The following is a 14,362-nucleotide window of genomic DNA, read 5'->3' as shown; positions in this document are numbered from 1 at the left end:
ATTAGAGGGAAACTACAAAACATTTGTAGTAGAGATTGACCCATTTATACTACCTTATTTTTTCGTTCTGATTTATTTTTAAAAAATAAAATCAAAAATCCCATGTACACTTCATTTCCCGATCAATTATCCATACTGCAAAATTGCATAGCTGCAAGTAACGCCATGGAGAAGAAGCTTCACAAGAAAAATAGTAAAAGGAAAGTCTTATCACTTTTTCTATTGTCTTTTTCCTTTTTGGCATTTGCTCAGGTAAAAGTCTACGAAGGTACAGAGGTAATCCCTACCTATAAAATAGGCCAGGACGAAACAAGTCCCATATTTTATACAGGGCGAGGTGTTCAAGGAGCACAGGGCAAAGTATATCCTTATCCATCGCAAACAAAACTTGGGGATTCTTTGGTTGATGTTACGTATGAAATGGTCTATTTGGAAAATGAATACCTTAAGGTAAAGGTACTTCCTGCCTTTGGGGGAAGGTTGTTTTCTGCAATAGATAAAACCAACGGGCATGAATTGTTCCATACCAATAGTGTAATTAAACCTGATTTGATAGGTACGTTGGGTGCTTGGGTTTCCGGTGGAATAGAATGGTGTTTTCCGCATCATCACAGAACAACTACTATGATGAAAAGCGACTATAGAATGGTCGAAAATGAAGATGGTAGTGCCACTATTTGGATCGGGGAGACCGAAAAAACGATGGATATGCGAGGTGTTATTGGTATGACACTACGTCCTGGCCGATCTTATATTGAAGTGGACTATCGTATCAATAATACCAACACACTAACGAAAACGTTTCTTTTCTGGGCCAATGTAGCCATAACTTCCAATGATGATTTTCGAACATTTTGGCCGCCAAGCCAAGAAATAGGTGTATTCCACAACAATAGAAGCTTTATTAAATGGCCTATTTCCAATGCCACCGACAGCTATGGTCGAACCAGTTACCCCGAAGGAGTTGATCTCACCTGGTGGAAAAACCACCCCAACCCGGTATCGTTCTTTATGTGGGATATTAAGGAAGGTTTTATCGGCGGGTATGATTATGGACAAAATGCCGGTACCGTACATGTGGGAGACCCTCATGAGAACAACGCATCAAAACTATGGCAGTTTGGCCCGGGACTACAAGGTCAAAATGCTAGGCGGAAGCTTACGGATGATGGAAAAGCCTATGTGGAATTAATGACGGGAACCTTCTCCAACAATCAACCTGATTATAGCTGGATCTTGCCACACTCCGTTAAGGATGCCAAAAACTATTGGTATCCATTACGGGATATCGAAATTGCAAAGAACGCCACCATTGATGCTTCGGTAACACTTCAAATGCGTAATAGCAAAACGGTTTTCTACGGATTCAATACAACGACCATTTTTAAGAATGCCAAAGTACTTCTGAAGAATGGCGATGAAGTTTTGGTGGAAAAGACCATAGATATTGATCCCGCTATGCCCTTTACTTCAACATACAAAAGCCGAAAGCCGTTGGACGAGTATCAGCTTTATGTTGAATTGAAAGATGACCAAGGAAGGGAATTGGTTTCTTATACCCCTTATAAACCTCAGAAACCAGAACTACCAGAGGTACAGGAAAGGGTAAAAAAGCCTGAGGAACTTACCACTATCGAGGACCTTTATCTAACCGGTAGGTTTGTAGAACAATTTAACCGCCCAGGGATTAATCCAGATGACTATTATTTAGCAGCCTTGGAGAAATCGCCCAACGATTATCGGACCAATATCGCTTTAGGCAAGCGCCGGTTAAATCAAATGAAATATGAAGAAGCCTTGTCCTATTTACAAAAAGCCGCGGATAAACTTAAGGTAAAATATTTTCAACCAAAAGAGGGCGAACTTTTCTATTATTTGGGAATGGCACATAAGGCATTGGGGCAAACTGCTGAGGCGTATAAGAATTTGGCCCGTTCCACCTGGTACTATCAGTGGTTTTCAGCTGGCAATTATCAATTGGCTTTGTTAGAGGGCCAAAAGGGCGATTTTACCAAGGCATTGGAATACACTAAAGAGGCCCATTCCACTAATACTAGGGATGGCCGCATTACAGTACTCTATGCTTCTTTGCTTCGAAAACTTGGGGGTACCACCAAAGCACTTTCCCTGCTGGAAGAACACTTGACATATGACCCATTGAATTTTTCCGCCCTATATGAGAAAAGGCTTTTGGAGGGAAATTCTTCCATGGAGGATTGGCACAGGAACATGCAGGATGTGGAAAACAACTATTTGGAGATGGTTACCCACTATATGAACTCAGGCCTATTGAAAGATGGTATGGATCTACTGTCGAATATAAAGAATCCGAAAAATCCTTTGGTGCATTATTATCTTTCCTGGTTTCATAGTAAAGCGGGAAATGCAGCCAAGGCCAAGGAGTACCTTGCGACCGCTAAAAATTGCTCTTTGGAATATAGCTTTCCATATAGGGCAGAAACCGAGGTTGTATTGAAGAATGCCATAAGTATCGATGCACAAAACGCTATGGCGTATTATCTCTTGGGGAATCTTCTTTATGATAACCGTCCAAAAGATGCCATGGCGGCTTGGGAAAAATCCGGTGCCATAGATACCAGTATTCCTATGGTTTGGCGTAATCTCGCGTTTGGTGATTTTTATCATGGGAAGAATCCTAAAAAGGCCATTGAACATATGACAAAGGCCATTTCACTGAATGGTGACAACCCGTTGTGGTATGCCGAACTCTCCAAGTACTATGACGAATCCGATGAGGACTTCACAGAAAATCTGGAAATACTAAGAAATAATATCGATATCGTTAGAAAAGACGTAGCCGCTCCCAAAACCCTGGTCCAGCTTTTAAATCTCAATGGTGAATATGATGAGGCTATTCAGTTTTTGGACAAGCATCATTTTAGAACCTGGGAAGGAGGCCGGGAAACGTACTGGCATTATGTGGATGCACATACGTTGAAGGCCAAAGAATTAATAAAAAACAACAACTACAAAGAGGCTATTTCCCATTTGGAACGCGCCCTATTATATCCTGAAAATCTGGAAGTTGGAAAACCCACACATGATGAAAAAAATGCCATGATCTATTATTATATGGGAGAAGCCTATGCGCAAATGGGAAATAATAAAAAGGCGAAGGATAGTTATCAAAAAAGCGCAGCGGCCCAAAACGGGAGAGGTATGTACGACTTGATCTATTATCAAGCTATGGCCAATGAAAAATTAGGGCAGGCCGACAAAGCTAAAAGTATGTTCAAGGACTTGATTCAAAGTGCGCAACGGCAAAGAAACCGAGGAAATGGCAATACTTTGGTCGCCGTAGAAGAAGCCTCCGCAACCAATAAAAAAGCAATTTCCCAATCGTATTTCCTTGAAGCCTTAGGTAATCTTGGACTTGGAAAGAAAGACGATGCCGAACATCTCTTGCAGACCGCGCTTGGCGAATACCAGAACAACCTTTGGGCAAAAGTCATGATGGAAAATCTAAATTAAGCCTGACAATGTACCACCCACACAAATGTGCTTTGGTCTCCCTAGTATTTATTTTCACCGGGGTTGCCGTGGCCGTCGGGCAAAACGTTCAAAAACTTTCCCTTGGGGAACAATCCATTTTTGAGGCTTCCAAAACCAATCAGAAGATTGTGGTAGATGGCAAATTAAACGAAGAAGTTTGGCAGAGAACCGAGGCAAGGACGTTGGATTATTTTTATAGGATAGAGCAGCAGGACGACGAGCAAAAAACTACTTTTCGGATGTTATGGGATGAGCAAAACATATACTTGTTCTACCAAATGGAAGATAAGTTTCTTACCGTACGCGAAACTCGACGCGATGGGGAACCTTATCTTGATGATTGTGCGGAAATCTTTTTTATCACCGCACCGGATAGTCTGGACACCCATTTTGGATATGAACTGAACCTAAACAAGGCCTCGAACGACTTCATTTATTTCAATAGGTACTATAAGGGTAAAGATGTGGTCTACAAGACATTTAATCCTGAGTTTAAGGTTGAAATAACCTATGATGGGACGATCAATGATAACTCAGATATCGATAAGGGTTGGACCATGGAAATGGCCATACCCATTTCAAATTTCGGTGAACTAGGAGAGATAGAACCCATACAAAAAGGAACGCATTGGGCCATTTTGGCCGTACGCCAAGACCGAAACGATTTAAACGGTAATAGAAGGTCTACTTCCACCCTATTTCCCATTTATGATATTTCAAAAAATGTACATCAGGCCAATCGTTTTGGTCTAGTTGAATTTATTGAATAAATTACTACCGATTTGATGTATATTTTGCATGATAAAAAAAAGTATTCTATTAGGTTTGGCCGTATTGGCGGGAAATTCCTGCGGTAAGATTAAAAAGGAGAATCCTGAAGTTTCAAAGGTCAATACCCCTAATATTATCTATATCCTGGCCGATGATTTGGGATATGGGGACTTAGGGAGTTATGGACAAGAAAGAATCAGGACACCGAGGTTGGACCAAATGGCCCAAAACGGTATCCGTTTTACCAACCATTATGCCGGTAATACGGTATGTGCGCCCTCAAGAGCCTCATTGATGACCGGTCTACATCAGGGACATGCGCCGGTGCGGGGAAACAATAACAACATATTGACTCCCAATGACTTTACCTTGGCAAAAATGTTCCAAAAAGCAGGGTACACCACAGCTCTAATGGGAAAATGGGGCCTAGGCGAAGTAGGTTCCACAGGAGAACCTTCAGTACAGGGATTCGATACATATTTTGGTTATTTAAACCAAATTCACGCACATAATTACTATCCCGATCATCTTCTAAAAGATGGAGAAAAAATACGCTTAAATAACAAGGTAATCCTGGCCAAGGAAGGCTATGCTAAAGGAATAGGAGGTGCTGCTACCGATAAAAATGAATATTCGCACTCGTTGATCATCAAGGAGGCCTTACGATTTTTGGATGCTCCAAAGCAGAAGCCATTTTTTCTATACTTACCCTTGACCATACCACATGCGAACAATGAAGGGGAATTGACAGCAGATCATGGGATGGAGGTTCCAAATTTAGGAATCTATAAGAATCGGGATTGGCCAGAACCCGAAAAGGCCAAGGCAGCCATGATAAGTCTCCTGGATGCGGATGTAGGCAGAATATTGGATAAGTTGAAAGATCTGAAAATAGATAGAAATACTTTGGTCATTTTTACCAGTGACAATGGCCCCCATAAGGAAGGTGGTGTAAACCCGGATTTTTTTGATAGCAACGGCGCCCTAAAAGGTACCAAACGGGACTTGTATGAAGGAGGTGTCCGAGTTCCATTTATTGCCCAGTGGCCGGGAAAGATTTCCCCCAACTCGGTATCTGATCTTCCAACGGCTTTTTGGGATATGCTTCCGACCTATGCGGACGTAATCGATTATCCTTTAGCTACGGCTACGGATGGAATATCGTTTCTTCCAACACTTATGGGGCAGTCCGATACGCAAAAACAACATGATTATTTATACTGGGAATTTGCCGAAAGTAACCATGATGCGCAGGCCATACGTAGCGGAAAATGGAAGTTGCTACACATCTATAAATCGGATTCCTGGGAACTCTATGACCTGTCCAATGATATTGGCGAAGAAAATAATCTTATTGAAGAACACCTGGACGTCTTTGAAAAGCTAAAGACATATATGAAGGAAGCCCACATTTATGATTCGGATTATCCTTTGGAGGGTGAACCTGTGTCCCCTACCAATTTGTAAAAGAGCCGTCGTCTCTTTTTAACCTAGGAATTTCTACGGGCTTAAATTCTTGATTCAATGCATATTTCTCGTCAAATTCCACCCCTAGTCCAGAGGTATCCGGAACTTGATATCCTGTCCCGTCCAACTCAGGCTGCACCGGATAAAAATTCCGGTCATTGGTACCCATCTGTTGAGCAGGGGTGTTTATCTCCTCCAAATAACTAAAATTGCTACATGCCGCTGCCATATGAATTGAAGCTGCCGTACATATGGGACCCAAGGGATTGTGCGGCATCAAATCGATGTAGTGGGCCTCGGCGATGGCCGCTACTTTCATGGCCTCGGTAATTCCACCTACATTACAAACATCAACACGCGCATATTGTGCAATGTTCTTTTCCAAAAACGGTAGAAATTGCCATTTGCTGGAGAACTCCTCGCCAATGGCGAAGGGCACATCCACCATTTTACGAAGACTTTCATAAGCTTCCGGATTTTCATCACGGATAGGTTCTTCAATAAAATCCAAGGTCCCCGCGGGCATGCGTTTAATAAAGGAATAGGTTTCGGCGGCCGTGAGTCGGGTATGATAATCGATTCCGATTGTGATTCCCCTACCCACTTGGTGTCTTAATTCTCTGACCCAATCCGCCAAAAGTGTTATGGACTCCGTAGGCTCAAAGCGGCTTTTATCCTTCTGCGATTCAAATTCGGCAGGTGCCAAACGAAGAACTTTCCAGCCTTCCTTAATACAAGTATTTGAATAATCCAACAATTCCTTAAGGGTTGTAAATCGTACAGAAGCAAAACAGGGTACAAAATTACGCTGCTTCCCTCCTAATAATTCATAAACCGGTACACCAAGGGTTTTTCCCTTAATATCATACAAAGCAATATCTATGGCGGAAATGGCCGCCGCCAAAACCCGTCCACCTTCAAAATACTGTCCTCGGTATAATTCCTGCCAAATAGCTTCTATTTTATGAGGGTCTTTACCTATCAAAAAAACCTTAAAGTGGGTAATGGCACCTATTACTGCAAGCTCCCTTCCCGAAAGTCCTGATGCCCCCCAACCATATATACCGGAATCTGTCTCAACTTTTACGACCAACTGACTTCCTGAACCAATATTAATAGGATAGGTCTTGATATCCGATATTTTCATTCGTCGACTTTTAAAGAATTTTGGATTATCATTGAATTTATTCTTTTATAATGATACGCTCTACCTTACCTACTATAAAAGTATAAGAGATGAATCCCAAAAGGGCTATTCCTCCAATAAAAAATAGCGCAGGGCCAAAATCACCGTCCTCTACCAAATATCCAATTACAATAGGCACCACAATTCCGGCCAACCCGCCAATAAAATTAAAGGCCCCTCCCGTAAGTCCTATGAGTTTTTTAGGCGCCATTAATGAAATGAATACCCATGCAATACTTGCCAGGCCATTACCAAAAAAGGCCAAGGCCAAAAAGAATATAATAAAAAAAGTACTATTGGTGTAATTGGCGCCAATAATACAGGTAGATAACAACATGCCTATAATAATTGGCGCCTTTCTTGACATTTCTACGGAATAGCCTTTTCTAGTCAGATAATCAGAAGTAAAACCGGACAATAATACTCCGGCAAAGGCCGCCAAATAAGGAATGGAAGCTAAAAATCCGGATTGCAAAAAATCTAGCCCCCGGTACTTGACCAAGTAGGTCGGAAACCAGGTTAGGAAAAACACAATGGTAGCACCAAGACAAAACTGACCAATATAAAGGCCCCAAAGTTTACGGTAAAGAAAAACTTGTTTTATGTCCGACCATTTAAAATCCATCTTCTTTTCAGCTTTTTCCTTTATATCTACAAGACCACCTCCAGATTTGATGTGTTCCAACTCCGTGTCGCTGACATATTTGTGTTCTTGGGGATCTCGATAGAAGTAATACCAAATCCCTGCCCAGAGGATGCCTATGGCCCCCGACACAAAAAAGAGTCCCCGCCAACCTAGATAATTTTGAATAATGGCAAGCACGGGAAGCAAAAAGGCCATTCCTAAAAACTGGCCCGAAGTATAAATTCCTATAGCGGATGCCCGCTCCTTTTCAGGGAACCATCTGGTAACGATTAAATTGTTTATGGGGTATGAAGGTGCTTCAAAAACACCAATACTGGCCCTAAGCCCAATTAAGGTAATAAACGAATTGGCAAATCCCTGAATCAAGGTTGCAATGGACCAGAAGGCCATAATAAAAGTGTATAATACCCTTGATTTAATCTTATCCGCAACAATCCCACCGGGAATTTGTAAACAAGCGTAGGTCCATGCAAAGGCGGAAAAAACATACCCCATTTGTATCGAGTTGATACCGAGGTCTTTTTGAATGGCTGAAGCCGCTATGGAGATATTCGTCCGGTCCAAATAATTGATGACCACGGTTACGAATATCATGGTGAGAATATTATATCTTTTTCGGGTCGCTTGTGATCTATTTCCCATGCAGAACTTAAAATACGCTATTGCTTCTTATATTGAAATTCCTTTTCAAAACCGACGTTTCTGTATTCTTCAGTCTGCGGAAGCACAAATTGGTATTCGTGTATCTGGTCAATTTCAACTTTGAGGTTCTTTGCTTCAAATTCCATTACGTGACCGGCAAAAGTTTCATCATCGGAAACAAAATGTAGATGGTAACCAGATGCGTTGATATCGCCTATAAATTCGGGACAAAAAAAGCCGACCATAGTTCCGGTAAAATTTTCCCGTTCAAAAATGGGACGGTTAGGAATCAAATAATCCAAACCCTTGTCAAAAGGCTTTTCCTGTTTGTGCAATCCACCACATTTCATTTTTGAAAACTCCCCATGAATTTTAAAAGCGTAGAATATATTTTTTGTCGGTAATTTTTCATTGATATATTTTCTTAAGGTTTCGTAATCAGGGACTTCTTGCAAATTAAACGTATCGTCTGTATCAAAAAAAGTAGCATTGGCATAGGCGATTTTAATGTCATCGGAAGGCTTCACAACCTTCCCGTTTTCTTTGGCCTGATAGAGCTGACCATTGAGCATGATCAATTCCCCATCCAAAAAATTATAGGAACCGAGACCAATATCGCCCTTAGTCTTTAATTCTCCAGCGGTTATATCGCCTTCAAAAATCTTATTGACAAAGGCATGCCAAATAGAATAATGGTAGAACAAATCCGGTTTTTCAACAATTTCTATTTTTTTATCTGACCCCTCCGCTATATTGGGCTTGGCTTCTTCTTTGCAAGCATTAAGAACAATTAATAGACTAATAAGTGTAAAGAATTTAGATACTGTTATTTTCATTTCTTAAACTATTTTGAAACGGAGAAAAACGCCTCCTGTCTTAATTCACTATAATTTTATGTTTTTGGCCAATTCAATATCTTGTTTTACATCATTTAAAATAGCCTGCCAATCGATCATTTTTGTCCGTGCCAGCATTTGGCTCTTATAATGGGTTTCTGAAATGTCCGCGTAATTCATCCAATGAACTATGGCTTCCTCAAGAAGACTTATGGCGTTTTTTTGGTGTATGGCTTTTTCATTTTTGATAAAAAAGGATAGCTCAGTGGCCGCTTGCATCTTAGCGGCATAATAGTTTCCCAAGTAAGCCATTGCTAGGATATCATCTAGTAAAATAGAGGCTTCCGGGGTAATTGCCATGTTAGTCATTTTCAATTTTTGAGCGCCATCAATTGTTTTTGTGGCGTACTCGTTTAAGTTATGGGCAACTTGTATTGGAGTTATGCCATCCGCAATGTTTCCCTCGCCTGTTGTTTCTACATAAGTTTTGGGATTGATAATCGCACTACCTTCCATAGTGGGATTATCCATAAAATCGAGAACCGTCTGAAAACCTTTTCGCTCGTTGTAACAGGATTCCACAGACCACATGAAGTCCCAATCCTTCCAATAGAAACGATTGATCTGGGGAACTATCTTGGATGCAAACTGCCACGTATTATACAACAAAGTTGCATCTAAGTTTGGAAAACGATTTTGCAATTTCTTTATAAAGAAATCTCTACTGAGTGTATTGTCATAACCCAATCTTCCCCATAACATGAAATTGTACCAATGTTTTTCAATTTCGAGCTGACCTGCAACCTCCGAATCCTTCGAAACAAACTCCCTTCCCCAAACATAACCATCCGAGCCCATGTGATATGCGGCTGTATGTTCCTTCGGAAAATTGCCTAAAAACTCCCTAACATATTCTGCATCGCCCCATCGGTAAACAAAAATATCGTCATTGCGAAGGTTCCACCAAGACTTGAGCCCATAGGGCTTCATTGCCTCAATATGATTATCCGCAAAAGGAATATTCGGCGAGGAATACAGTCTCGCCTTGGCGTATTTGAAACTGACATCAAACTGATCTGGATAATCCTTCCAATAGCGCATAATAAGTTCCATATTCGAGTTCCAAACCCGATGTATGAAATGCACTTTTCGCTCTGGTTGTATTTCCTTGGCATCTAGCACACCCTGGCCGTAGGTCTCCCACAGCCATTTTTCGCGATTGTAATCACCAAAAGGTTTTGACATATGTTCCCCTGCGGTCACTCCAATTCCTTTTATATCAGGATACGTGAGCAAAAAGGTCTTTACCGCTGTACGGTAATATGCAATGGTCTCGGGGTCATCTGCCTGATGGGAAATCCCATATTTACCCGCAGGTTCATCATAGGGATCAACATCATATGTACGATAGAATGGAGGTACAGGTTTCGCAACACTATTAGGGCAAATGTTCCAGGTAATAAAGTAGATATCGATACCCCTTTGTTTGGCAAGGTGCATTACCTTTTTCCAAAATAAAATTTTCTCATCTATTGTTATTTTCTTGACGGTTTTCAAGTTTTCCATCACATTGCTCGATACCATTTGCGGTTCGGCCCATTCATTTTCCTTACCAATAGGCTTTAACGTAGTGACCTTTACATCTTCTAGGGCTACATTCGGAAAATCGTTCATTTTAATCATGGAGGGAAACGGGTGCGGGTTCCATAAAGTCAATGTATTATAGCGATGCAAGGCCATGTTATCTAGAAATTCTTCCCAAAATTCCCATTTCCACATTTCCAAAATGTTGTTTTGAGCAGCATCACCCGTGTCATCATAACTAGGTGTACGCGCATCCAATGGGATATTGAATTTTAGACCGCGTTTTTCCAGATAGGGCTTGCGTCGTGTTTCAGCAATTTTTTGGTTTAAAACTATTTGCTCCGCAACTTCCAAACCTCCATATAAAAGTCCTCTCCCATCGCCGCCATAAATGGTTGTCCTATTTCCTGAAGTTTTAATAGTATATGCTTCGGAACCCAATTTGGAATCCAACTTAAAATCAATTTTTAAGGATGTAAGTCCATTCTTTGCTTTGGCCTCCTCAATTTTGCGCAAGGCAAAGTCAAGGTCTATTCCATCTTGAGCATACAAATGGTAATTAGCACCAAGTACTGTAAACAGGACAAAAACCGTAAACAAGGATATCCTAAATTTCTGTGTCAAACCCATATCATTTTAAAAACCCTATTCTTTGTTCATGTAGGCAAATAGATCCCGGATATCTTGCTCCGATAACCCGGCCAATAATCGCTCAGGCATTATGGATGCTTTTTGAGCCTTTATTTCATCTATTGCTTCTGGAACAAGTGTTATTTCATCCATCCCTAAAGGTTTTATCTTAATTTTTCCCGCGCTACGGTCAGTGAGTATCCCTACGATGACCTGCCCATCTTTTTTCTTTACCCGGTAGTTTACATAACCTTCCCGGATATCGGCGTTCGGATCCACGATGTTCAGGACCATATAGGTAAGGTTGTTTCTATCATATCCCGTCAGTTCAGGGCCTATTTCCTTGCCTTCTCCATTCAAGATGTGGCAATTTGCACAGTACATACCATAAAGACTTTTACCCTTCTCTACATTTCCTTTTCCAGAGACTAAGGCCTTTTGAATCCTTTTGATTTCTTTCTCCTTTTCCTCCGAAGAGACCATTTTAACACTGGGCCATAATTCATCTACTTTTTTACTCAAGTCGGAATCGCCCAAAAGTTTAAACTGCCGAATAATTTCCAAAGGCACTTCACTTTTCTTAACTTCCTTGGTATCGCTAATCTTTACGAGAAAAGCACTCGCCCATGATGCCCTGCTTGCAAAGAGTTGAAAGGCCGCCTTTCTTAGGTCCAGATCCGCCCTGAGTTTAAAAAGATAGGCGTCCGCCATTTCCTTTCCGATAACCTCTTCATTATAGTGGCCCAGAGTTTCCAAACAGGCCACCCTAACGGCTATTGAATATTTGTGATCCTGGGCGATACCCAACAAAACCGGAATTGACTTGGGCTGGTCAATTTCCCCAAAGATTTTAATATAGGCCAGTCGCTCTAACCTATCGGCATCTTCATTGGGCAACAGTTCTAAAACTTTGTCCACAGCTTCGGTTTCGTTGCGTCGTAATGGCAATGCCAATTTGCCTTCCCCGAACTTGGATTGATACTTCTGAATCATTTGGGCAAGATCTGTTGGTATTTCAAAAGGGCTACGACCCCGTAATCCTTCCTGCAAACCCGTGAAAAGTATTTTGGCATGTGCATGGCTAGGCGAAAGATTTAACAATTCTATACAGGAAGAATAATTTTCATCTCCGCCCTTTATGGCGTAACGCTGTATAAGACGTTCCAAAACCACATCTTTCACCAAGGCCTTGTCCCATATTTCTTTCTTATTAAAAAGTGCCAATACGAGTTTTCTGCCCGTTTCTGCTTTCGATTCGACGGCCCACCATGTAAACATTTGATTTTCGATATCCTCCTGATGGAAGTTATTCTCAAACAGACCTGCTATAATAGGTATAGCCACATCCTGGGGAAGACGCTTGGCCGTGGAAGCCAGTTGTCCCAAAACTTCCAAATGGGATTCGGAAATAGCCATTTCCTTTAATTTCCGGGCAACAGAATTTGAAGCTTTCCGAGTATCTCCAATCAATCGGATAGCCCAAAGTCGAACATAGGGATCGGTATGATCCATGGCTTCAAGCGCTATTTTATCACTGAACCCACCGGTCAGATGGATAGCCCAAAGTGCCTCTAAGGAAGTTTGTCCGGAAACATTAGAATGAAATATCGTTTCAAGTTCTGGTAAAACACTGCCATCCCTTCTATCACCAAATTGCCGTAAAGCCTCCTGTCGGAACCACTTATTCTTGTTGCTCAGCAGTTGTACCAATTCGGAATTGGTCATGGTACTTAAATCAAAATTTGGAACGGTCAATTTTTCCTTATTGCGAAATCTATAGATCCTGCCCGTTGTCTTGCTCCAGGTATCCCGTGGATCTACGTGGGACATTCTACTATCGTTCCAGTCAGCAATATAAACGGCACCATCAGGTCCCGATTTGATATCAACAGGCCTAAACCAATGATCTGAAGACTCTAGAATCTTTTCCTCGTCAATACAAAGAAAAGTTGACCCTTTTTCTTCCATACGCGTAAGCCGAACAAAATTATGCAAGGGATTCAGAGCCAATATTTTACCGTGATAGCGTTTGGGTAAATTTGCTTCTTCGTATTTGATCCAGGCGTGTGTAAATCGAAACTTCTCCCCTTCCAGTTCCATACCTGGAAGAAATCCAAAAGCATAGGGGTTGGTCAAAGCTCCATGTTTCCCCCAGTTTTTCAGATAATAGCCGCCTTGTTTATAATAGAAGCCGCGGGCCGTTCCATTGTCCCCCGAATAAACCCTTCCCTTTTTATCAAATTCCACATCGAAGGTATTTCCACCACCTTCTGCAAATACCTCAAAGATCTTGGTTTCTGGATGGTAACGCCATATGCCCTGTCCGCTAAAATAGACGTTTTTAGAAACTGCAGAATTTACATTTGCTACAGTAGTACTCCCTTGGGCTCCATACAACCACCCATCGGGACCCCAACGCAGGTTATTGGCCACCGCATGGGTGTCTTCCAATCCAAAACCTTCCAAGTGTACTTCGGGTTTTCCATCCGGAAGACCATCGCCATCCGTATCCGGGTAAGCTACTAAATATGGCGGCGTAAGTACCCATATCCTTTTACGTCCCAAGGCCACACCAGTGGTAATGTTAAGTCCGGTAATGGCATCTATAGATTTATCATACTTGCCGTCATTATTGGTATCCTCAAAGATGGTTATCTTATCCGCACCCTTTACGCCTTCAGATGGCGGTTTGGGAGTCTTATCAAAGACTGCACGGTTATGTCTATCTATATCCGTTACCTTAACCCCTTCGGGATAGGGATATTGGTTGTATTGTACCACCCATAACCTGCCACGATGGTCAAAACTAATGTCGACCGGTTGATGTATCTCTGGTTCGGAAAGTACCAATTCAATCTGCAAATCTTTGGCGATATCAAATTTTTTAAGGGCTTCCTGGGGAGATATATTTTGAGTACCGTCGGACTGGATTCCCATACTATTGAAGGTTTCCATAAATTCTTTTACTTCCTCGCTTCCTGAAATCTCATCTATCGAGACATTTCGGGGCTCTTTTACATCCTGTTTACATCCCAAGAAGGCGAATACTAGTCCAAGAAGTAGAAATAGCTTTTTCATTTTATGCCA

Annotated in this window: 8 protein-coding genes; 3 read left to right on the top strand and 5 right to left on the bottom strand. The window is 41.5% G+C overall.

The window, feature by feature from the left end; genetic code table 11:
• Window positions 1–102: 102 nt before the first annotated feature.
• The 3 genes from D7Z94_RS08285 to D7Z94_RS08275 are packed head-to-tail and all read left to right on the top strand — an operon-like array spanning window position 103 to window position 5,751.
• A complete protein-coding gene (locus D7Z94_RS08285; protein WP_120711101.1) occupies window positions 103–3,492 on the top strand; it encodes a DUF5107 domain-containing protein in 3,390 nt (1,129 codons plus the stop codon).
• 8 nt (window positions 3,493–3,500) lie between these two features.
• Window positions 3,501–4,283, top strand: a complete 783-nt coding sequence (locus D7Z94_RS08280; protein ID WP_147415853.1) for a carbohydrate-binding family 9-like protein — start codon at window positions 3,501–3,503, stop codon at window positions 4,281–4,283.
• Window positions 4,284–4,311: 28 nt separating this feature from the next.
• A complete protein-coding gene (locus tag D7Z94_RS08275; protein ID WP_120711099.1) occupies window positions 4,312–5,751 on the top strand; it encodes an arylsulfatase in 1,440 nt (479 codons plus the stop codon).
• Here D7Z94_RS08275 and D7Z94_RS08270 read toward each other — a convergent pair.
• The 5 genes from D7Z94_RS08270 to D7Z94_RS08250 are packed head-to-tail and all read right to left on the bottom strand — an operon-like array spanning window position 5,738 to window position 14,353.
• On the bottom strand, window positions 5,738–6,898 hold the full coding sequence (locus D7Z94_RS08270; RefSeq protein ID WP_120711098.1) for a mandelate racemase/muconate lactonizing enzyme family protein: 1,161 nt from the start codon (window positions 6,896–6,898) through the stop codon (window positions 5,738–5,740). The two genes, D7Z94_RS08275 and D7Z94_RS08270, sit on opposite strands and share 14 nt — an antisense overlap.
• 37 nt (window positions 6,899–6,935) lie before the next feature.
• Window positions 6,936–8,225: an MFS transporter gene (locus tag D7Z94_RS08265; RefSeq protein WP_120711097.1), complete on the bottom strand. Its 1,290-nt coding sequence runs from the start codon at window positions 8,223–8,225 to the stop codon at window positions 6,936–6,938.
• A gap of 17 nt (window positions 8,226–8,242) precedes the next feature.
• Window positions 8,243–9,061 carry an acetolactate decarboxylase gene (gene budA, locus D7Z94_RS08260; RefSeq protein ID WP_120711096.1) on the bottom strand — a complete coding sequence of 273 codons (819 nt, stop codon included), beginning with the start codon at window positions 9,059–9,061 and terminating at the stop codon, window positions 8,243–8,245.
• A 48-nt stretch (window positions 9,062–9,109) separates the two neighbouring features.
• Entirely contained in the window at window positions 9,110–11,269 is a 2,160-nt protein-coding gene (locus D7Z94_RS08255; protein WP_147415852.1) for a hypothetical protein, read from the bottom strand.
• A 21-nt stretch (window positions 11,270–11,290) separates the two neighbouring features.
• A complete protein-coding gene (locus D7Z94_RS08250; RefSeq protein WP_120711094.1) occupies window positions 11,291–14,353 on the bottom strand; it encodes a PVC-type heme-binding CxxCH protein in 3,063 nt (1,020 codons plus the stop codon).
• Between the last annotated feature and the right edge of the window lie 9 nt (window positions 14,354–14,362).

Source organism: Ulvibacterium marinum, from assembly GCF_003626755.1.
GTDB classification, from domain to species: domain Bacteria; phylum Bacteroidota; class Bacteroidia; order Flavobacteriales; family Flavobacteriaceae; genus Ulvibacterium; species Ulvibacterium marinum.
This window is presented reverse-complemented; position numbering and strand designations above follow the sequence as displayed.

What these genes read in the sequence shown, in the direction of transcription:
- D7Z94_RS08285 (WP_120711101.1), top strand. Translation starts at nt 103, where the DNA reads ATGTACACTTCATTTCCCGATCAATTATCCATACTGCAAAATTGCATA.
- D7Z94_RS08280 (WP_147415853.1), top strand. Translation starts at nt 3,501, where the DNA reads ATGTACCACCCACACAAATGTGCTTTGGTCTCCCTAGTATTTATTTTC.
- D7Z94_RS08275 (WP_120711099.1), top strand. Translation starts at nt 4,312, where the DNA reads ATGATAAAAAAAAGTATTCTATTAGGTTTGGCCGTATTGGCGGGAAAT.
- D7Z94_RS08270 (WP_120711098.1), bottom strand. Translation starts at nt 6,898, where the DNA reads ATGAAAATATCGGATATCAAGACCTATCCTATTAATATTGGTTCAGGA.
- D7Z94_RS08265 (WP_120711097.1), bottom strand. Translation starts at nt 8,225, where the DNA reads ATGGGAAATAGATCACAAGCGACCCGAAAAAGATATAATATTCTCACC.
- budA (WP_120711096.1), bottom strand. Translation starts at nt 9,061, where the DNA reads ATGAAAATAACAGTATCTAAATTCTTTACACTTATTAGTCTATTAATT.
- D7Z94_RS08250 (WP_120711094.1), bottom strand. Translation starts at nt 14,353, where the DNA reads ATGAAAAAGCTATTTCTACTTCTTGGACTAGTATTCGCCTTCTTGGGA.